Origin of the sequence: Solimonas fluminis, assembly GCF_002930645.1 — a bacterium.
Lineage (GTDB): Bacteria > Pseudomonadota > Gammaproteobacteria > Nevskiales > Nevskiaceae > Solimonas_A > Solimonas_A fluminis.
The window spans coordinates 479,513-500,108 of the sequence record NZ_PSNW01000002.1 but is presented as its reverse complement, the minus strand read 5'-3'; the positions used below and the strand labels follow the sequence as shown (position 1 = coordinate 500,108).

Annotated in this window: 15 protein-coding genes; 6 read left to right on the top strand and 9 right to left on the bottom strand. The window is 69.6% G+C overall.

The features are described from left to right. Window positions 1-21 precede the first annotated feature (21 nt). The 3 genes from lpxL (at window position 22) to C3942_RS06135 (ending at window position 3,332) form a co-directional block, all read left to right on the top strand. Window positions 22-942, top strand: a complete 921-nt coding sequence (lpxL, locus tag C3942_RS06145) for an LpxL/LpxP family Kdo(2)-lipid IV(A) lauroyl/palmitoleoyl acyltransferase (RefSeq protein ID WP_104229475.1) — start codon at window positions 22-24, stop codon at window positions 940-942. Window positions 943-1,012: 70 nt separating this feature from the next. Continuing rightward, window positions 1,013-1,993: a nuclear transport factor 2 family protein gene (locus C3942_RS06140; protein WP_243393527.1), complete on the top strand. Its 981-nt coding sequence runs from the start codon at window positions 1,013-1,015 to the stop codon at window positions 1,991-1,993. Between the two features lie 28 nt (window positions 1,994-2,021). Further along, window positions 2,022-3,332 (top strand): L,D-transpeptidase family protein, encoded by a 1,311-nt coding sequence (locus tag C3942_RS06135; RefSeq protein WP_243393526.1) that lies wholly within the window; start codon window positions 2,022-2,024, stop codon window positions 3,330-3,332. A 391-nt stretch (window positions 3,333-3,723) separates the two neighbouring features. Here C3942_RS06135 and C3942_RS06130 read toward each other — a convergent pair whose 3' ends face one another. From C3942_RS06130 to C3942_RS06120, 3 genes are all read right to left on the bottom strand, one after another. Then, window positions 3,724-4,566: a M14 family murein peptide amidase A gene (locus C3942_RS06130; protein ID WP_243393525.1), complete on the bottom strand. Its 843-nt coding sequence runs from the start codon at window positions 4,564-4,566 to the stop codon at window positions 3,724-3,726. Window positions 4,567-4,681: 115 nt separating this feature from the next. Next, on the bottom strand, window positions 4,682-5,332 hold the full coding sequence (locus C3942_RS06125; RefSeq protein WP_104229473.1) for a thiol:disulfide interchange protein DsbA/DsbL: 651 nt from the start codon (window positions 5,330-5,332) through the stop codon (window positions 4,682-4,684). Between the two features lie 41 nt (window positions 5,333-5,373). Then, window positions 5,374-6,015 (bottom strand): c-type cytochrome, encoded by a 642-nt coding sequence (locus tag C3942_RS06120; protein WP_104229472.1) that lies wholly within the window; start codon window positions 6,013-6,015, stop codon window positions 5,374-5,376. Window positions 6,016-6,127: 112 nt separating this feature from the next. Between C3942_RS06120 and yihA the strand changes: the two genes are divergently transcribed. Then, on the top strand, window positions 6,128-6,763 hold the full coding sequence (gene yihA / locus C3942_RS06115; RefSeq protein ID WP_104229471.1) for a ribosome biogenesis GTP-binding protein YihA/YsxC: 636 nt from the start codon (window positions 6,128-6,130) through the stop codon (window positions 6,761-6,763). 687 nt (window positions 6,764-7,450) lie between these two features. On the opposite strand, the gene polA is transcribed toward yihA, so the two are convergent. From polA to lptM, 3 genes are all read right to left on the bottom strand, one after another. Further along, window positions 7,451-10,240 carry a DNA polymerase I gene (gene polA / locus C3942_RS06110; RefSeq protein WP_104229470.1) on the bottom strand — a complete coding sequence of 930 codons (2,790 nt, stop codon included), beginning with the start codon at window positions 10,238-10,240 and terminating at the stop codon, window positions 7,451-7,453. A 254-nt stretch (window positions 10,241-10,494) separates the two neighbouring features. Further along, window positions 10,495-11,736: a diaminopimelate decarboxylase gene (lysA, locus tag C3942_RS06105; RefSeq protein ID WP_104229469.1), complete on the bottom strand. Its 1,242-nt coding sequence runs from the start codon at window positions 11,734-11,736 to the stop codon at window positions 10,495-10,497. Then, window positions 11,736-11,960: an LPS translocon maturation chaperone LptM gene (lptM, locus tag C3942_RS22535; protein ID WP_207765987.1), complete on the bottom strand. Its 225-nt coding sequence runs from the start codon at window positions 11,958-11,960 to the stop codon at window positions 11,736-11,738. Before lptM ends, lysA begins: the two co-directional genes overlap by 1 nt. Before the next feature lie 66 nt (window positions 11,961-12,026). Here lptM and C3942_RS06095 point away from each other — a divergent pair, with 66 nt between their 5' ends. Continuing rightward, the gene (locus C3942_RS06095) at window positions 12,027-12,707 is read left to right on the top strand and encodes an alpha/beta hydrolase (protein WP_104229468.1); all 681 of its coding nucleotides are present in this window, start codon (window positions 12,027-12,029) and stop codon (window positions 12,705-12,707) included. Here the strand turns inward: C3942_RS06095 and C3942_RS06090 are convergent. From C3942_RS06090 to C3942_RS06080, 3 genes are all read right to left on the bottom strand, one after another. After that, window positions 12,704-14,284, bottom strand: a complete 1,581-nt coding sequence (locus C3942_RS06090; protein WP_165797349.1) for a TonB family protein — start codon at window positions 14,282-14,284, stop codon at window positions 12,704-12,706. The two genes, C3942_RS06095 and C3942_RS06090, sit on opposite strands and share 4 nt — an antisense overlap. Before the next feature lie 76 nt (window positions 14,285-14,360). Continuing rightward, window positions 14,361-17,819 carry a translocation/assembly module TamB domain-containing protein gene (locus C3942_RS06085; protein ID WP_104229466.1) on the bottom strand — a complete coding sequence of 1,153 codons (3,459 nt, stop codon included), beginning with the start codon at window positions 17,817-17,819 and terminating at the stop codon, window positions 14,361-14,363. Further along, the gene (locus tag C3942_RS06080) at window positions 17,816-19,558 is read right to left on the bottom strand and encodes an autotransporter assembly complex protein TamA (protein WP_133164244.1); all 1,743 of its coding nucleotides are present in this window, start codon (window positions 19,556-19,558) and stop codon (window positions 17,816-17,818) included. Before C3942_RS06080 ends, C3942_RS06085 begins: the two co-directional genes overlap by 4 nt. Window positions 19,559-19,654: 96 nt before the next feature. Here C3942_RS06080 and C3942_RS06075 point away from each other — a divergent pair, with 96 nt between their 5' ends. Further along, on the top strand, window positions 19,655-20,596 hold the full coding sequence (locus C3942_RS06075) for a glutathione S-transferase family protein (protein WP_104229464.1): 942 nt from the start codon (window positions 19,655-19,657) through the stop codon (window positions 20,594-20,596).

The following is a 20,596-nucleotide window of genomic DNA, read 5'->3' as shown; positions in this document are numbered from 1 at the left end:
GGCGGCGGCTACAATTCACGGATGGCCGACCGATCCTTCCAGCCTGCCTTCCTCTCGCCCCGCTACTGGCCGACCTGGTTCGGCATCGGCCTGATGCGCCTGCTGTGCCTGCTGCCGGTGCCCTGGCTGCTGGCCCTGGGGTCGGGCCTGGGCCGCTTCCTCGGCCGGGTCATCCCCAGCCGCCGCCACATCGTGCGCCGCAACCTGGAGGTCTGCTTCCCGGAATTGCCGGCCGCCGAGCGCGAGCGCCTGGCGGACGAGCATTTCGCCGACCTGGGCGCCGGCGTGTTCGAGGCGGCGCTGGCCTGGTTCGCCTCCGACGACAAGCTGCGTCCCCATGGCGAGGTGGTGGGGCTGGAGCACCTGGACGCGGCCATGAAGGACGGCCAGGGCGTGCTGCTGCTGACGGGGCATTTCACCACCCTGGAGCTGGGCGCCCGCTACCTCTGTCTTGCAAATCGCCCGTTCCATGCCATGTACCGGCCCTACGAGAACAAGGTCATGGACCACTACATGCACCACTGGCGCGAGGCCCGTTCCGGCCTGCCGGCCCTGCCGCGCGAGGACCTGCGCAAGCTGGTGAAGGCCCTGCGCGAGGGCCGCTGCATCTGGTACGCGCCGGACCAGACCCTGGACCGCCGCAACGCCGTGTTCGCGCCCTTCTTCGGCCACCCGGCGCTGACCATCAGCGCCACCGGCCGCCTGGCGCAGATGGGCCGGGCCAAGGTGGTGCCCTACTTCCCGGCCCGGATCAACGGCCGCTACCGCGTCACCTTCTTCCCGGCGCTGGAAGACTTCCCGGGCGGAGACGACGTGGCCGACACGGCGCGCATCAACCGGGTGCTGGAAGAGGGGGTGAAGCTGGCCCCGTCGCAGTACTTCTGGGTCCATCGCCGCTTCAAGAAACGCCCGCCGGGCACGCCGGACGTCTACGCGCGCTGAATCCTCCTTTCCGGTGCCGCTTCCGCAGGCGCGTTGCTGATATATTTAGCGGCAAATCAAATCACACTCAATGCCCGAGGTCGGCGTGATGCTCAAGTTCTGCCGTATCGCCGCTGCTGCGATCGTTTTCGCTTCCGCTCCCGTGCTGGCCGCCAGCGTCGCCGAGGAAGCCCAGGCCCTGCTGAACCAGGGCAATGCCGCCGACGCCCTGCGCAAGGTGGAAACCCACCTGCAGGCCAACCCCCAGGACGCGCAGGCCCGTTTCGTCCGCGGCCTGGCCCTGGTGCGCCTGAACCGCACCGAGCAGGCGATCCGCGTGTTCGCCGACCTGACCCGCGACTACCCGCAGCTGCCCGAGCCCTACAACAACCTGGCCGTGCTCTATGCCCAGCAGGGTGACTACGAGCGCGCCCGCGACGCCCTGGAAGCCGCCCTGGCCACCCACCCGAGCTACGCCACGGCCCACGAGAACCTGGGCGACATCTACGCCGCCCTGGCCGGCGCCTCCTACAACCGCGCCCTGATGCTGGACCCCGGCAACGGCGCCCTGCGCCGCAAGCTGAGCCTGGTCGGGCAGCTCGACAACGCCCCCAGCGACCCGGCCACCACCGTCGCCGCCCCGGCGCCGCGTGCCGCCGCCCCGGTGGCGTCGGCCCCGGCCCTGGCCCCGGCGCCGGCCACCATCCCGCCGCCGGCCGCCGACATCGACGCCGCCACCACCCAGGCGGTCACCGCCACCCTCGCGGCCTGGTCGCAGGCCTGGTCCGGCAAGAACCTGGAAGCCTACTTCGCGCTCTACGCGCCGGACTTCCTGCCCGAGGGCAGCCTCAGCCGCGGCGCCTGGGAAGCCCAGCGCCGCGACCGCATCAGCCGTCCCAAGCGCATCAGCGTCAAGACGGTGAACCCGCAGATCGCCCGCACCAGCGACGGCCTGCGCGTCAGCTTCCGCCAGGACTACGAGTCCGACGCCTTCTCCGACCAGGTCGCCAAGACGCTGGAACTGAAGCAGGTGGGCGGCAGCTGGAAGATCAGCCGCGAATACACGCGCTGAGCGGCAGCTGACCACCCACCCAGCTTCGATGCCAGGTCGCTACACCCTGTGGATAGCCTCGCTATCCGCCCTGGCCGCCGTGTGCTTCACCGCGCTCGGCGCGAGCTTCCTGTTGCCGCGGATGGCACAGAACGATGCGCCGCCGGCGGTCAGCGTGCCGATCGCCCAGCTGACCGTCTCGCGGCCGCCGCCACCGGTGCCCAATGCCGCCAAGCCGGCCGCCCCGCAGCGCGTCGCCTGGAAGGATGACGGCCAGCCGATCGACGCCGAGTGGGCCCTGGGCGAAGCGATCCGGCATCTCGAGGCGGGCAAGGCCGGCGAGGCCTTGAGCCTTCTGCAGGACATCACACACAAGGAGCCGGACTTCATCCCGGCCCGACCGGTCTACCGCCAGCTGCTCGCCGCCTCCGAGAAGGGGGCCCCGGAACCCAAGCGCATGGCCGAGCTGGCCGAGGAAGCCCGCATCCGCCTGGACAGCGAGAAGGCCGTACCGCCCGAAGGCACCGTCCCCAACGCCGTGCTGCAGCTGCCGGCCTCGCACAAGCACCTGCTGGTCACCGACCTGCAGCGCGCGCGCCTCTACGTCTTCGAGAACGACGGCGGCAGGCTTCGGCTGATGCGCCATCACTACGCCGCCATGGGCAAGAACGGCGCCGGCAAGGAAGCGCGCGGCGACAACCGCACGCCGATCGGCATCTACCACATCACCCGCTGGCTCAAGGACGAATCGCTGCCGGAGCTGTACGGCGCCGGTGCCTGGCCGACGAACTACCCCAACCCCTGGGACGTCTTCAAGCGCCGCACCGGCCACGGCATCTGGCTGCATGGCGTGCCGCGCGACACCGAAAGCCGCGCCCCGCGCTCCAGCGAAGGCTGCGTGACCATGGCCAACGACGACCTGCTCTCGCTCAAGCCCTACATCGATCTGGGCGACACCCCGGTGGTGCTGAGCAACGAGCTGGAGTGGGTCACGCCCGCCGCGCAGCAGAAGGACCGCGAGGAATTCCTGGCCCGCGTCGAAAGCTGGCGCGCCCGCTGGTCCGCCCGGGACACCGAAGGCTACCTGTCCTTCTACGGTCCCGAGTTCACCGTCAGCGGCATGAACCTCAAGCAGTTCACCGAGCACAAGAAGCGCGTGAACGCCGGCAAGAAGCACATCGACGTGAAGCTCGGCAACATCAGCCTCTACCGCTACCCGGGCGCCGGCACGCCGCTGCTGCTGGCCGAGTTCGAGATGGACTACCGCAGCGACAACTTCAACCAGCGCAGCCGCAAGCAGCAGTTCTGGAAGCAGGACGGCGAAGGCGTGTGGAAGATTTTCCGCGAGGAGAACCTTTAGGATCCGGGCGCCTGATCGCGTTCATCCTTCGACAGGCCCAGGACGAACGGGTGCGTCATCGCGCTTCGGCCCGGCCCCCATGGCATGGCCTGCGATGGAGCACGGGCGGCCATGGAGGGCCGCCCTGGGGCTCGATCCGGAAGTGAAGTCCCGCCAAGGATGGCTACCCGGATGCCTTCACCCTTCGACAAGCTCAGGGCGAACGGCTGGGGCAACCGCTTCACCCGTCCCGCAAGCCCTCTCGGCAACTGCTCCTGCGTTGCCCTAGCTGCGGGCGTCCTGCCCTTGTCGGCCATTGCTCCATGCGCGGCCCTGCCTCGGGCATCCATGTCCTGGCCCACCGTCTCTCCGCTTGGCCAGGAGCGGGCGGCGGACAAGGAAAAGGCCGCTTCTAGCGGCCTTCGTTCCCACCATTCCAGGGATGGTCGTCCAGCCGCTGGTACAGCGCCGGCTCGGTCTTCGGCAGGTTCTTCTCCAGCCACTGCAGCATGTCGTTCCAGATGCGCTGCGACTGCGCGGAGGACGGCATGATGCCCGCGTGCGGCAGCTCCAGCGTGATCACCGGCATGCCCAGGTACACGCCCGCGTAGTTGCCCAGCGAGCCCGGATAGGTGCCCAGCTGGTGCAGGTGCAGGTAGCCGAAATTCTCCGGCGCCTGCGCCGGGCCGTCGTAGTCGAGCAGTCCGTAGGGCGCATGCACCGACACGATCGCGTCCGGACGGAAGGCCTTGATCGCCTCGTCCAGCCAGCGGCTTTCCGGCTCCGACAGCGGCGAGGGACCCGGGTAGCGCCGAGGGTCCTTGCGGGTGCGGTTTTCCCAGTAGGCCAGCGCGTCGGACTTCCAGTCCGGCGTCATGAAGTTGCGGTTCAGGTCCACGCCGCGGGCGTTCACGCGCGTCGGCGGGCGCAGCAGCATGCCGTCGGGATTCACGCAGGGCGCGACGCGCCAGTAGAAGGCCTGGTCCTGCTTGGTCTCCAGTTCCTTCATCCACTGGAACACGGTGCTGACCGAGGACAGCTCGTCGCCGTGGATACCGCCGATCAGCAGGATGCGGCGCGGCGTGGCCTTGCGGCTGGTGGGAGCGAAATCCCGCCACAGGATCGGCAGGCCGTTGACGCTCTGGCCGCCGCTGGGCCGCAGGCCGGCGTTGAGGCAGTTCTCCACGCCGACGCTCTGCAGGCGGCCGCCGATCAGCTCGCAGGCCTTCTGCAGCGACACCAGCGGCGTCGCCACCCTGGGCGCCGCCGCAGGCCGGGCCGGGGGCTTGGGCGGCGTCTGGGCCTGGGCCGCGCCCACAACAAAAAGCCCGGCGAGGAGCCGGGCCAACCAGATGTTGCGGGGCCTGCGCTTAGCGGCCGCCACGTTCCTTGCGCACCTTGACGACCAGGGCATCCACCACCTTGAGCATCGACTCGAAGCTGCCGGCCATGGCGGCGCTGGTCATGTACTTGCCGCCCACCACCACGACCGGGACGCTGGTGATGCCGTAGTCCTTCGACAGCTGCTCCGACTTGCGGAAGCGCGCATCCACCGCGAAGCCCTTGAAGGTGTTGCCGAAGATGTCCGGCATCAGGCCCAGCGTGCGATTGAACACGGCCGCGATCTGCGCCTCGTTCTCCAGGTGCTGGCCTTCCTTGTGGATGGCGTCGAACAGCGCCGGATGCATCTTGTCGAGCGCGTTCAGCGATTCGGCGGTGTAGTAGGCCTTGGCGTGCAGCGCGCCCACCGGGCGGCCCAGGGTGTTGGGCACGCGCGTGAAGTCGACGTCCGCCGGCTTGGTCTTGGCCCAGTTGGTGATCGCCGGGTCCAGGGCATAGCAGTGCGGGCAGCCGTACCAGAAGAACTCCTCGACCAGGATGCGCTTCTTGTCGGCCGGCTGCTGAATCTCACGCACCTTGCGGTACTGCTTGCCCTCGGTGAACTGGCCGTCCTGCGCCGAGCAGGCGAGGGCGGTCAGGGCCAGGAAGGCAGCGCTGAGGTAGCGGGCGAAGGCGCGCATGAAGAATCCTTTGAGGAACGTTTGGACGGTTTAACGCAGCTTTACTGCAGGCCGTTGACGTAGGACGCGAGCGAGTCGATTTCCTTGTCGGACAGCTTCGCTGCGACAGCGGCCATCATCTTCTGGTTCCCGTCCGGCAGCTCGCCCTTCAGGCCCAGTTCGCGATAGTTGCGCAGGCGGGCGGCGACATAGGCGGCGTGCTGGCCACCCAGGCGCGGGTAGGCGGCGGCGGCATTGCCGGCGCCGGCGGGGCCGTGGCAGCCCGAGCAGGCCGGCAGGGCGCGGCTGGCGTTGCCCGCCAGGTACAGCGGCTTGGCGACGGCCACGGCGTCCTTGCTGGCCAGGCCCGGGGCCGGCTTCTGCAGGGCGTAGTGGGCGGCGAGGTCACGCATGTCCTGCTCGCTCAGGGCGGCGACCTGGCCCTGCATGATGGGGTTCTGGCGCGTGCCGCTCTTGAACGCCTTGAGCTGGTCGAAGATGAAGCGCGAGCTCTGGCCGGCCAGCTTCGGCCATTCCGGCATGGCGCTGTTGCCGTTGGGGCCGTGGCAGGCGCCGCAGGGGGCGGACTTGGTGGCGCCGGCAGCGGCATCGCCCTGCGTGATCGGGTCTTTCTTCGCCGGAGCCGCTTCCGCGAACACGGACAGCGGGGCGCACAGGGCGAGGACAAGCAGGACGCGCTTCATCTGGAAAACTCCCTAAAAATGAGTTCTGTATCTTGACGGTGGCTCGCGCAAGGCTGGCTTTAAAGCGCGACAATAGATTCTTGAACCCCCAATTCTACATGGCCGACGCCCGATGCTGAATCCCTTTGCCCAAGCCGGCTTCATCCTGTCCTGCGCCCGCCTGGACCAGCTGCCCGCGGACGCCCTGCCGGAAATCGCCTTCGCCGGCCGTTCCAATGCCGGCAAGTCCAGCGCCCTCAACCTGATCTGCGGCCAGAAACAGCTGGCCCGGGTCAGCAAGACCCCCGGCCGCACCCAGCTGATCAACCTGTTCGGGGTTCCCGGGGGGCGCTTCGCCGACCTGCCGGGCTATGGCTACGCCGAGGTGCCGGAACAGGTGCGCCGCGACTGGGGCAAGCTGATCGGCCGGTACCTGGAAGACCGGCAGAACCTGGTCGGCGTGGTCCTGATCATGGACATCCGCCACCCCCTGGGCGACCACGACCGCCAGATGCTGGCCTGGGCCGACCACCGCGGCCTGCGCGTCCATGTCCTGCTGACCAAGGCCGACAAGCTCGGTTTCGGCGCCGCCAAGGGCACGCTGCTGAAGGTGCAGAAGGAACTGGGCGGCTCGGCCACGGTGCAGCTGTTCTCCTCCGAGAACCGCGCCGGCCTGCCGGAGGCGCAGAAGCTGCTCCGGGAGTGGCTGGGGATCGAGGAGGACGCGACCTTCGCCAAGGTGGGAGGGGGACTCGGCGATCGCAGTTGATGCCGTTTAGGCATCAACTGCGATCGCCGAGCGGGCGGCCATGGATGGCCGCCCAGGGGTTCATTCAGGGGGAATCGCTGCCCGGCCATGGATGGCGTCACCACCGGTCTGCACGGGACCGCGTTGAATCGCATCACCTGGGCCGCCCAGCGCCCGCCACGGACGGCCACCTGAATACGTCCCCCTTCGACAAGCTCAGGGCGAACGGTTGGGTCAGCGCGTCTCGTTTCCCTCTTACGCTTGTGGGAGAGGGGCCAGGCGAGGGCATGGAGTCGTTGCCGTGGAGAGGGCCTCTGTGAAGCCTGCCTGGGTTGACCCTGCGAGAGTTACAGCAACCCTCTCCCGGCCTTCGGCCACCCCTTCCCGCAAGCGGACGAGGGGAAGAAGGGAACTTCCCGCTTCTCAGCCCCACAAATAAAAATGCCCAGCGGACCGGGGGAGGATCCGCTGGGCAACTGCTCCGGCTTGGGGGCGCCGGATTTCCGTCCAGGGAGTCGAGACGGATGAGTGTGACAGGGAGAATCAGCACTCGAAGGATTAGATGGGGCCGCGCCCGCGAAGTTCAATGGAGTTTCATGTTCCCCTCGATATGTTTTATTCGATAGAATAAAACACTTCCAAAACAGATCGTTAGCTTGACAACAATCGCGGCTTTCGGGGCGGTTTCAAACTATAAATCGATCTTTTTCAGCTACTTGCGTGACCCTCGGCCTCGTGCGCCGCATCCCAGTTGGAACCGGTGCCCCAGTCCGCCACCAGGGGGACGGCAAGTTGCGCGACCTGGCACATCAGGCCGGCAATCTGCGGCGCGTGCTCCTTCAGCAGGGCCGCCGGACCCTCGAAAACGAGTTCGTCGTGCACCTGCATGATCATGCGGATGTCCGGCAGATCCTGGCGCAGGTGCCGGTGCAGTTCGATCATGGCCTTCTTGATCAGGTCGGCGGCGGTGCCCTGCAGGGGCGCGTTGATCGCGGTGCGCTCGGCGTACTGGCGCAGGGCCTGGTTCTTGGAGTGGATGTTCGGCAGGTAGAGCCGGCGGCCGAACAGGGTTTCCACGTAGCCCGTCTCATGCGCCTGCACGCGGGTTTCGTCCATGAAGCGCTTCACGCCGGGATAGCGGCCGAAGAAGCGGTCGATGTAGTCCTGGGCCTCGCCGCGCGGGATCGCCAGCTGGCGTGCCAGGCCAAAGGCCGACATGCCGTAGATCAGGCCGAAGTTGATCGCCTTGGCGGCGCGGCGCTGCTCGGCGCCGGTTTCCTCCAGTGTCAGCCCGAAGACCTCGGCGGCGGTGGCGCGATGGATGTCCAGGCCGCGGCGAAAAGCATCCTGCAGGCGTTCGTCCTTCGAGAAATGCGCCATCAGGCGCAGCTCGATCTGCGAGTAGTCGATCGACAGCAGCGCATTGCCCGCCTCCGGCACGAAGGCCTGGCGGATGCGGCGCCCTTCGGCGTTGCGTACCGGGATGTTCTGCAGGTTGGGGTCGGACGAGGACAGGCGGCCGGTGGCGGCGATGGCCTGGCCATAGGACGTGTGCACCCGGCCGCTGCGCGGGTTCACCGCCAGCGGCAGCTGCTCGGTATAGGTGGAGCGCAGCTTCTGCATGCTGCGCCAGTCGAGGATCAGGCGCGGCAGCGGGTGCTGCGCGGCCAGTTCCTCCAGCACGTCCTCGGCGGTGGAGGGCTCGCCCTTGGGCGTCTTGCCCAGCACCGGCAACTGCAGCTTCTCGAACAGGATCGCCTGGAGCTGCTTGGGCGAACCCAGGTTGAACTCGCCTCCGGCCTGCTCGAAGGCGGCCTTCTGCAGCTCGTCCATGCGCTGGGCCAGCTCGCCGCTGATCTGGCGCAGCAGCGCCACGTCCAGCTTCACGCCGCGCTGCTCCATCGCGGCCAGCACCGGCACCAGCGGCATCTCGATGTCTTCGTAGACGCGCAGCAGCGGCGGGTCCGCCTCCAGGCGCGGATGCATGATCTGGTGCAGGCGCAGCGTGATGTCGGCATCCTCGGCCGAGTAGTCGGCGGCCTTGTCCAGCGGCACCTGGTTGAAGCTGAGCTGGTTCTTGCCCTTGCCGGCCACGTCCTCGAACTTGATCGTGCGATGGCCCAGGTACTTCTCCGCCAGCGTGTCCATGTCGTGACGGTTGCCTGCGGCGTCGAGCACGTAGCTCTGCAGCATGGTGTCATGGGCCAGGCCCTGCACCGCGATGCCATGGCGCGCCAGCACGTTGATATCGTACTTGGCGTGCTGCGCCAGCTTGGGGATCGCAGGGTTCTCCAGCACGGAGCGCAGGCGGTCGCGCAGCGCATCGAGCTTCAGCTGCTCCGGCGCCCCCAGGTAGTTGTGCGCCAGCGGCAGGTACCAGCCCTGCCCGGCCTGCACCGAGAAGGCCAGCCCGACGAGGCCGGCGGCGTTGGAGTCCAGCGCGTCGGTCTCGGTGTCGAAGCAGACCAGCGGCGCGGCCAGCAGCTTCGCCAGCATCGCCTCGAAGGCCGCCTCGTCGAGCACGCATTCCACCTGGGTGGGCTGGGCATTGCCGGCCGGAGACGGCGGGCTCTCCGGCGCGGCCGCCAGCACCGCCGGAGCGGCTTCAGCCACCGCCGTGGCCGCCTCCGCAGGGCGGGAGAGCTCCTCCGCCCAGCGATTGAAGCCCAGCCGGCGATACAGCGCGGCCAGCACGCCGGGTTCCGGCGCCTGCGGCCGCAGGTCTTCCAGCGTGACCGGCAGCGGCACCTCGCAGTGGATGGTGGCCAGCTCGCGCGACAGCGGCAGCTTCGGCAGCGCTTCGCGCAGCTTCTCGCCGACCTTGCCGCCGACCTTGTCGGCCTGCGCCATCAGGTTGTCGAGCGTGCCGTACTCGTTGATCCACTTGGCGGCGGTCTTGGGTCCGACGCTGGGCACGCCCGGGATGTTGTCGACGCTGTCGCCCATCAGGGTGAGGTAGTCGACGATGCGCTCCGGCGGCACTCCGAACTTCTCGACCACGCCGGCCGGGTCCATGCGGACGTTCTTCATCGTGTCCAGCAGGTGGACGCAGTCGTTGACCAGCTGCGCCATGTCCTTGTCGCTGGTGACGATCAGCACATGGCGGCCGCTGGCGCAGGCCTGCCGGGTCAGCGTGCCGATGACGTCGTCGGCCTCGTAGCGCTCCACGGTCAGCACCGGCAGCCCCATGGTGCGCAGCATCTCGGTGACCAGCGGGAACTGCGACAGCAGGTCCTCCGGCGTCTCGCTGCGGTTGGCCTTGTACTCGGGATAGAGCTCGTTGCGGAAGACGTCGCCGCGCGGGTCGAACACCACGCAGAAGTATTCCGGCGCGTAGTCCTTCATCAGCCTGCGCAGCATGTTGCCCATGCCGTACACGGCGCCGGTGGGCTGGCCGTCCGGCGCCGTCAGCGGCGGCAGGGCGTGGAAGGCGCGGAACAGCCAGGACGAGCCGTCGATCAGGATCAGCGGCTTGTCCGCGGGAGGGTCTATTGGCATATGTCTGGTCGCTGCGCCGGAGGCTGCTTTTGCGCCCCGCCAGGCGCGAGGAGTGCGGTGTACTTAATGTACATCAGCGACGAGCAACAACGCGGGGCGCAAAAGCAGTCCCGGCCCTGCGGGTTGCTGCCCGGAATGCGCCACGCGGCGCCAGCCGTCACTATTTGAAACCCTGAAACATCTCCAGATCCGCTGGGCTGGCGCGATTCCGGGCGGCAACGCAGCGACCAGGCATGTGCCGATAGACCCTCAGCTCACAGCAGGTTCTCGCCGCGCAGCAGGTCGTCGATGGTTTCGCGCGCGCGCACCACGTGCGCCCTGCCGCCGTCCACCATCACCTCGGCGGCGCGGCCGCGGGTGTTGTAGTTGGAGGCCATCACGAAGCCGTAGGCGCCAGCGCCGCGCACCGCCAGCAGGTCACCCTCCTCGATGGCCAGGGCACGGTCCTTGCCCAGCCAGTCACCGGTCTCGCAGACCGGGCCGACCAGGTCGTATTCCGTCGTGGCGCCGTCGCGCGGCGTCACCGGCACGATGTCCATCCAGGCCTGGTACAGCGTCGGGCGGATCAGGTCGTTCATGGCGGCATCGATCACGGCGAAGTGCTTCTCGCCGCTGTCCTTGATCGCCTCGACGCGCGTCACCAGCAGGCCGGCATTGGCGGCGATGGCGCGGCCGGGCTCGGTCAGCACGCGCAGGCCGCGGCCCGCGAGCCTGGGCAGCAGCGCCGCGGCCCAGTCCGAAGGCAGTGGTGCCACCTCGTCCTTGTAGCGCACGCCCAGGCCGCCGCCGACGTCGATGTGGCGCAGGCGGATGCCGGCGGCCTGCAGGCGGTCTATCAGGCCCAGGACCTTGTCCAGCGACTCCAGCAGCGGCGAGATGTCGAGCAGCTGCGAACCGATGTGGCTGGCCACGCCCAGGATCTCGATGCCGGGCATCGCCGCGGCCTCGCGGTACAGCGACTCGGCGGTGGCGAAATCCACGCCGAACTTGTTCTTCTTCAGCCCCGTGGAGATGTACGGATGGGTCTTGGGGTCCACGTCCGGATTCACGCGCAGCGCGATCGGCGCGCGGCGGCCCAGCGATTGCGCCACGCGATCCAGGCGGCGCAGCTCGGATTCGGATTCGACGTTGAAGCAGTAGATGCCCGCGTCCAGCGCCTCGCGCATCTCGGCCTCGGTCTTGCCGACGCCGGAGAACACCACCTTGCCGGCGCTGCCGCCGGCACGCAGCACGCGCTGCAGCTCGCCGCCGGACACGATGTCGAAGCCGGCACCGGCCTGGGCCAGCGTCTGCAGCACCGCCAGGTTGGAATTGGCCTTCACCGCGAAGCAGACCAGGTGGTCCACCGGCGCCAGCGCGCTGTCGAAGGCGCGGTAGCGCTCCAGCAGGGCGTTGCGCGAATACAGGTACAGCGGCGTGCCGTGGCGCGCGGCCAGCTCGGTGACAGGAATCTGTTCGGCCAGCAGCTGGCCGTCGCGGTAGGTGAAAGCGTCCACTAGGGGGAGTCCGGGGAAGAGTCGTTCTTGGGCTTGGCCACGGCGGCAGGCGGCGCCTCGGGCACCGGGTTCTGCGCGGCGTCGGCGGGCGGATGAGCCACGGCGGGCGGCGGCGCCTGCGGCACCGGCGCCTTCTCCTTTTCGGGCAGGTACAGCGCGCCGGACTGGCCGCAGGCGGCCAGCAGGAGGGTCAGGGACAGGGCGAGGGTCGGCAGCTGGGTCATGGCGGCGCTCCGGGGGCGGCAAGTGTACCAAGTTGGCACCCTGGGCCGGCTGTAGAATCCCGCCCCATGAAAAAGCACGAATCGGCGGACGCGGTACGACTCGAGCCGGACGCCCCGGCGGATGCCACGGTCATCTGGCTGCACGGCCTGGGCGCGGACGGGCATGACTTCGTGCCCATCGTGCCGGAACTGGGACTGCCGGCCGGCCACCGCGTGCGCTTCCTGTTCCCCCACGCGAAGATCCAGCCGGTGACCATCAACGGCGGCATGCCGCTGCGCGCCTGGTACGACATCCCGGCCCTGGACCGCGCGGCGCGGCAGGACGAAGCCGGCCTGCGCGAGTCCGAGAAGCGCATCGCCGGACTGATCGGGGCCGAGATCGCCTCCGGCATCCCGGCGCGGCGCATCCTGCTGGCCGGCTTCTCGCAGGGCGGCGCCGTCACCCTGCACCTGGGCGTGCGCCATCCGGAACCGCTGGGCGGCCTGATCGCGCTGTCCACCTACATGCCGCTGCACCAGAAGGTGGAATCGGAAATCCACCCGGCCAGCTTCCGAACGCCGATCTTCATGGCGCACGGCCGCTTCGACCCCATCGTACCCTTCGCCTGGGGCTCGGACTCCGCGCGCGGCCTGCGCGCCGCCGGCTACGAGCTGGAATGGCACGAGTACCCGATGCAGCACCAGGTCTGCGAGGAAGAGATCGAGCAGATCGGGCGCTGGATGCGGGAGCGGCTCGGCGCCGCCTAGGGTTCGCCTGCCGGCGGCGCGACCGACGGATGGAACTCCAAGGGGACGCTGGCGCGAACGTCCACCGGCTGGCCGCCGCGCAGCGGCGGCGTGAACTGCCAGCGTGAAACCGCGGTGACCGCAGCCCAGGCCAGGCCCTCGTCCGGCGAACTCAGTGCCCGGGGCAGCTGCGCCCGACCGTCGCGATCGATGAAGAATTCCACGACCACGGTGCCGCCGATATCGGCGCCCCGCGAGCCCGGTGGACGCAGCGGCACGGGCTGGTGGACCGGCAGGGGCAGGGCGTCGAGGTCCGCCAAGCCAGGAATGTCGGGCTGGCCTTCCTTCAGCACCCGCAGCAGGCGCAGGGCCGACTCGCCCGGGGCATCGCGTCCGCTGCGCTCGAACTTGGTTTCACGGGTGATCAGTGCCCAGGCAGGCTTGCCCTGCTTGCGTGCCGGCTCGAACTCCCAGGCTTCCATCGCGGCGCGCGCCGCAAGGCCGAATTCCGGACGCGTAGCGTTCAGGATGCGGGCCTCCTGCACCCTGCCGTCCGGACGGATCACCGCGTTGACCGTGGCCGAGCCGGTGACACCCTCCGCCAGCAGCTCGAACGGATAGGCCGCGGCCTGCGCCAGCTTCACCTGTGGCGGCTGGTCGTAGCGGAACTCCTCGGGCAGGTTCTCCGGAAAGCGCAGCTCCCCGGAGAGGGCATAGGGCTCGGCCGCCGTCAGCCGCAACATGCTCAGCGGCGCGTTCTGCAAGGAGAACGGCAGCCTCATGGAGAATTCTTCCGTCACTGCCTGGCCGCGCCGGGTTGCCGGCGCAAAGCGCCATTGGCCCAGAGCCTCCACCACCGCGCGTTCCAGCGCCGGGTGCGCGGACTCGATGACCCGGATACCGCGGGGCTCACCCCCGGCGGTGACGGTGAACGCCACCTGCACGTCGCCCTGGTTGCCTGACTTGCGCAACTCGAGCGGATACTCCGGCATCACCCGCTTCACGGCGGCAGGCAGCGTCGTGAGCACCAGCGGAATGCGCAGCAGGCCGGCAACCGCCTTGCCCTCGCGCTGCGCCGGCTCGCAAGCGCGGCCGCGCCGCAGCGCGGCTAGCACTGCGGCGAGGGAAAGCTCCGGATCGACGGACTGGAGCACGCGGACACTCTTGATCTCACCGTCGGCGGCCACCGCCGCTTCGAGCAGGATCTCCGGATCGGCACCCTTCCAGGTCTTGCCCTCCGGATAGAAGACGCGCATCTCCTTCTTCAACCGCGCCGGCGCATCGGCCGCGGGCAGTGCCGCGAAAACGAAGCCGATTTCGCGGGTCCAGGCGACCGGCCTTCCCTCCTCGCGATCCGGGCGGAAGCGCCAGCCCAGCAGGGCACGCGTCACATCCTCTTCAAGCTCCGGCCGGCTGGACGACAGCACGCGCGCGTGCAGCACCACGCCCTCGGCATCCCCCCGGAGTTCCACACGCAAGTCCGGCTCGGCCTTGCCGTAGGCCACGAAGAAATCCTCGGGGTAGCGCAGCGCGGCCGCGGGTTCCGCGGCAGGGACCAGGCTGGCCCAGGACAGGCAAAGCAGCAGGAGCAGGCGCATGGCGAAAATCCGGTCTCGTCGACTACAGCCTGTCGGCACGGCCCATGCCGCGCAAGCTGACGACATCGTCAGGTGCTCAACGCTCGATCGTGTACAGCAGGTCGCCGCCGGCCTCCACGCCGGATTCGGTCTGCAGCTTGAAGCCGTGGCCCAGATCGTAGGCCAGCTTGAAGATGTTGCCCGGCTGGAAGATGCCGATGCCGTAGCTGACGTAGAGCTTTGGCGAGAGGTACTTGCCCACGGTAAGGCGCGCCTGGTCGGAGGTCTCGCCGGGCTTGGAGCCCACCGTGATCTCGTCGATGCCGACGCTGGTGCCGAGGCGGTTGGCCAGGAAACCGCCGCCGCTCAGGCCCAGCGCCAGCGCGGCGCTGGCCAGCATGTTGCGGTCGCCCTCGGTGTTGTTGCCCTCGTCCATCGGGCGGCCGAGGATCAGCCAGGACAGCTGCTGCTGCTGCGTCATCGACGGCGTGGAGTAGACGCTGAACTGCGGCTTTTCGAGCGTGCCGCGCACCAGGATGCCGACGGTGACGTCCTCGCTGGGCTTGCGCTCCGCCTTCAGCTCCAGCAGCGGGGTGGTGATGAAGCCGCCGTTGTAGATCAGCCGGCCGGTCTCGATGCTCAGGTCCTGGCCATAGGCCTTGTAGCGCCCGCCGATCAGGTTGATCTCGCCCGCGGCGCGGGTGTCGCGGCCGCTCTCCTCGAAGATGGTGATGCCGCCGCCGAAGCGGGTGGTCAGGCCGTAGCCCTTGAAGCTGACCTGGTCGCCCAGCTTGAGCTGCACCTCCGCCAGCAGCTTGAGCAGCCCGCCCGGCTCCGGCAGCTGGCCGTCACGGCCGACGATGATCTGGTCGGAGCTGGGGCCGATGCCGGTGGCGAAGTCCGGCGGCGCGATCTCGGCGCGCGGCACCAGCACCTCGCCGGTCACGCGCAGCTGGCGCTTGCTCAGGCCGAGCTTGAGATCGGGCGAGATCCAGACCTTGGCGCTGGGCAGGCGCGCCGCCTGGAAGTCCTTGCCGGTGACTCGGATGTCGGCCTGCACCGGGTCGCTGCGCGGATCGATGCGGCCGGCGACGCGGACTTCGCCGCCGCCCGAGAAGCCGGAGACGTCCAGCTCCAACACGCCCTCGGAACCGCCGCGCAGGCTGCCCTTCAGCGGGCTGATCTCGATGCCCGGCGTGGCCAGCCGCAGCTTGCCGTCGCGCAGCGCCAGTTCGCCCTGGGCCAGCGGCTTCTCCAGCGTGCCGCCCAGCTGGAACTTCCCGCCGATGGATCCCTCCACCGAGGTCACCTCGGTGGTGAACAGCCGCAGCCAGGTCAGCTCCGGCAGCTCCACCTCCAGCTCGCCCGACAGCGGGCGCTGCGCCAGCAGCGCTCCCGGCCCCAGGCGCGCGTCGAGCCGGGCCAGGCCCTGGGCAAAGGGCAGGTCCAGCCTGGCGCGCAGCGAGTCGCCCTCCTGCGCCAGCTGGGCGGTGCCGGCCTTGAACTCGAACAGCCTGCGCTCGTTGACGGTCCATTGGCCGGCGCTGGTGGCCAGATCCGCACGCAGCACGGCGATGCGCCCGGCGGGCGTCAGGTCGATCTGCCCCGAGCCATCGACGCTGCCGTCCACCTCCCAGCCCTTGGGCATGAAGGGCTGCAGGTAGGCATAGGCGAAATCCTCCAGGCGGAAGGCCACGCGTTGCACGCGGGGGTCGCGCAGCAGGCGCAGGCAGGCGCGCGCCGGCGCGCTGCGCCAGCAGGCGGGCTCCAGCGATTGTGCCGTGGCGGACAGCTCCAGCGCCGCCGGCTCCTGTAGCGTCCAGGCGGCGAGCTGCTTCGGCGCCAGGCGGCCGCTGGCCAGCTGGCCGCGCCAGCGCTGGCGCGGCAGGTCGGCGGCGCCGCGCAACGCCAGTTCCGCATCGCCCTGGTCGGTCTGCGCCGCCAGGCGCAGCTCGTGCTGGGCAAGGCGGCCATCCAGCTCCAGCGTGGCCACGGCGATGCGCAGGCCGGCATCCGCGTCGGCCAGCCGGACCCTCAGGCGGTTGTCGCGGCGCAGGTCGAGATGGCCGTCGAGCTGCAGGCTGGCGGCGCGGAGGTCGCCAGAGGCCAGGCTGCGCGCATCCAGCGTCGCCTGCAGCTTCCAGTCCTCGGGATTGCTGCTGCCGCGCAGGTCGGCGTCGGCCTGCAGCTTCAGCGATGCCAGGCCATGGGACTGGTAGCGCAGCTGCTGCGCCTCGGCCTGTGCCTTCACGCGCGGGCCTTCCACCGGCCCCTGGGCCTGCGCGCGAACCTGCAGCTTTCCGCCAAGCCCGGGCCACAGCGGCGCCAGGTCGGTACTGGCCAGTTCGGCCTGGGCATCCAGCGTCGGCCAGACGCGGCCACTGGCCTCGAGCCGCGTGGGCCCGCTGCGCAGCTCCGCGGCGGCCAGCGTCAGCGTATCGTCGGCGTAGAGGCCGTCCGCCTTCAGGTCGAGCCGGTAGTCGCGCCACACCGAGTCGTACAGCGCGGCGCTGAAGCCGATGCGCGGCTTGCCGTCCTGCAGCTGCGTCTGCACGCGGAAGCGGCCGTTGAGGATGCCGGCCAGTTCGGGCAGGACCTGCTCGGGATGGATGCTGCGCATCTCGCCCTCGGCCTCGACGCGCAGCTGCGGCGCCCAGGCGACGTCGGCCTTGGCGTCGAGCCGCCCGCCCAGGCCCCGGGCCTGCAGGCGCTGCAGCCGCAGCGTCTCCATCGTGCCCTCGCCCTCGGCTTCCAGGTCCACCGCGGCACGCGCCTCGGCGAAGCGGGCCTTGAGCCGGTAGGCGTAGGATTCCGGCGAGCCCTTGACCGCGGCCTCGCCCTTCGGGCTGGTCAGCATGGGCTCGTCCAGCAGCGGCCAGCGCAGATCCCGCCAGCGCAGCGTGGCATCGAACTGGCCGGCATAGGCGTATTCGCCGTGCAGCTCGGCAAGCCCGGGCCCGCTCAGCCTGAACTGCTCCACCTGCACGCGCTCCGGCGACAGCCGCAGGTCAGCCACCGCCAGCAGGGGGCCGGTCTGCGGCAGCGTGGCGGCGAGCCTGCGCAGTTCCACGCGGCGGCCGACCCAGCGCAGGTCCAGGCCGATGGCGTCGATCTGCAGCGGCGCTTCCGCGTCAGGCAGGCGCAGGCGCAAATGCTGCACGCCGGCATTGACCACGCGCAGGCCCAGCGGCAGCTCGCTGATCGGCGGGGTCTGTTCCTCGTCCGGCGGCGTGTCGCGCAGTGTCACGTCCACCTTGCCGGCCTGCAGATCGGTGATGCGCAGGCGGCCGCGCAGCAGCGAACGCGGCCGCCAGCGCAGCGTCGCCTCGTCGATCTCCACCGTGGCGGCCTCGTTCTCGAAGCGCAGGCCGCGCAGCACCAGGGGGCTGAGCAGCGAGCCCTCCACCGATCCGATGCGCAGGCCGGGCACCCATTGCTGCGCCTGGTCCGCGGCGAAGCGCGTGCCCGCCTCCGTACCCAGCAGCCAGGCCGCCAGCAGCAGCGGCAGCGCCGGCACGGCCAGCAGCGCGAGCAGCACGACCAGGAGGCGCTTCACAGGCCCACCCGGATGCCGATGTGCAGGCGCACGCCGCTGTCGTCGCCATCCAGCGGATGCGCGATGTCGGCCTGGATGTAGCCGACCGGCGAGCGGTAGCGCGCGCCGATGCCGATGCCCTGGAACAGCTTCGGCATGACCTCGTCGTCGGCACCGCCGGCGTCGTAGAACACGGCGGCACCCCACTTGTCCCAGAAGTAGTAGTCGGTCTCCAGGCTGGCGCCGGCGAGGAACTTGCCGCCCACGACCTTGCCGTCGGCGTCCTTCGGCCCGATCGACTGGTAGCTGTAGCCGCGCACCGACTGGTCGCCGCCCGCGAAGAAGCGCTGCGAGGCCGGCAGCTCGGAGAAGTCGTCGACGATGTTGGCGCCGTACTCCGCGCGCCCCAGCACGCGCCACCGGCGCGAGAGCGGATAGACGCCGCGCAGGATGCCGTGGGCCTGGACGAAGCTGGCGTTGGACAGCAGTCCCTTCTGCGCACCGTGGGTATCGAGGAACACCGCCCAGCCGCGCCGCGTCAGGATCGGATCGTTCAGCTCGCTGCGGTTCAGCTCCAGGCCCGGCATCAGCAGGTCCGCGGTCTGCGCCTTGTCGGACAGCTCGGATTCCTCGTGCTCGAAGCTCAGGTACCACTTGCGCTTCCAGTTGCCGGGGAAGCGGTTGAGGCTGGTGTTGAGCACGTACTTGAGGCTGTCGCCATCCTCGTAGCGTTCGGTCTCCACCGCGCCGCCGAAACCCCAGTATTCGCCGGGCTTGCGCCCGAGGGGGATGCGGTACTCGGCGCTGGCCTTGTTCTTGATCTGCGACAGCTGCATTTCCGCGTGCAGCTTGTGGCCGGAGCGGTTGAAGTAGCGCACGTCGTTGGCCACCGAGGTGCGGGCGCCGGTGTCGGTGCCGTAGCCCACGCCGAAGTCCCATTTGCGCTTGGGCCGCGGCGTGGTGTGGATCTCCATCGGGATGCGATGGTCCTCGGCCTTGTCGCGCCGCGGCTCGATCTCCACGCTCTGGAAGTAGTCCAGGTCGGTCAGGGCGAACTGCGTGTCCACCAGGACCTGCGGATCGAACGGCGCCCCGGGCTGGATCGTGACGTAGCGCTCCACGATACCGGGATCGAGGTGGGTCTGCTCCACCGTGACCGGGCCGAAGTAGTAGCGCGGCCCGGTGCTGAGGATCAGTTCCACCTCGGCGCTGCGCTCTTCCGGATTGACGCGCAGCTGCGAGCTGGTGAAGGTGGCATCGAGGTAGCCCTCGGCGTAGGCGGCCTGGGCCAGGCTGGTCTTGGCCTGCTCGTACTCGCTGTGCTGCAGCCGCTCGTAGGTGGTCAGCGGAAAGCGCCGGAAGATGCGCCGGAAGATGCGGTCCTTCTGGCCCTCGCCCTCCACTTCCACGTCGATGCGCGTGATCAGGGTCGGCAGGCCCTTGTCCACGGTGTAGCGCGCCTTCCAGTGGGGCGCCTCGCCTTCCAGCGAGGACTCGATCTTCGGGCTGTAGTAGCCGAAGGGCTGCAGCGCGCCGCGGATGTCGTCCCCGGCACGGGCATGCAGGCCCTCCACCAGCAGGTCGTCCAGCTCCTCGGACCTGGCCGAGGCACGGATGCGCAGGCGCTGCTCGACGTTCTCCTTCTCCGCCCCCTCCAGGCCCAGGACCTCCACCTCGACGCCGGCATGGGCAAACCCCGCCCACAGCAGGAGTGCAGGAAGCAGCCGGCGGCAGGCAGGTGAGAAGGGGATCGACGTCACGGCATCTGTCTTGCTTGGGCTCGTATTATTTGTGATTGTGACGGCCACAGTGAAGTGAAGCGTCCAACCGGACGCCTTCCGGCCAGGGAGTGCCGCATGCAGCAGAAACTCACGCTCGTTCTCGGCAGCAAGGCCCGCTCCAGCTGGTCGCTGCGGCCCTGGCTGTTCCTGCGCCACCACGAGGTGCCGTTCGACGAGATCCTGCTGCCCCTGGGCCAGCCGGACAGCCGCGCACGTATTCTTGAACACTCGCCCAGCGGCAAGGTTCCCTGCCTGCTGCAGGGCCGGCTCAAGGTCTGGGAATCGCTGGCCATCTGCGAGTACGCCGCCGAAACCCTGGCCCTGCCGCTGGCCTGGCCGCTGGACCCGGCCGCGCGGGCGCTGGCCCGGGCCATGTCCGCCGAGATGCACGCGGGCTTTGCCGACCTGCGGCGCGAACTGCCGTTCGACGCGTTGCGCAAGCCGGCGGCCCGGGAGGTCGGCGAACAAGCCGCGTCGGACATCGCCCGCGTGCGCGCCCTGTGGCGCGAGGCCCGCAGCCTCCATGGCCGCGGCGGGCCCTGGCTGTTCGGCCGCTTCGGCATCGCCGACGCCATGTTCGCGCCGGTGGCCCTGCGCTTCCATGCCTACGCCGTGGCGCTCGACGGCCCCGAGCGCGAGTACGTCTACAACGTGCTGATGCATCCGGCGGTGCAGGAGTGGCTGGACGCGGCGGCGGCCGAATCGCCGCAGGAGCCGGTGGTGGAAACGCCGGCCGAGCGTACCGCGGAATTCCTGCCGGAGCCGGAAACGCCGGCGGCGGTCGCCACCCGCTACGTCGACGACCCGGCGGAGACGCAGGAGACGCCGCTGGAGAATACCCACCGCGACCTGCCGCCGGCCGCCAGGCCGGGCGAGGAGTCGCTGGCGGACCTGCTGGCGCCGCGCGATCCGGCGACGCGGCCGGCCCCGGCACCGCTGCCGGTGATCGAGAGCCAGGCGGCGGAGCCGCTGCCGGTGGACCCGGTGAAGCTCCGCTCCTTCATCCTGCCACCCTAG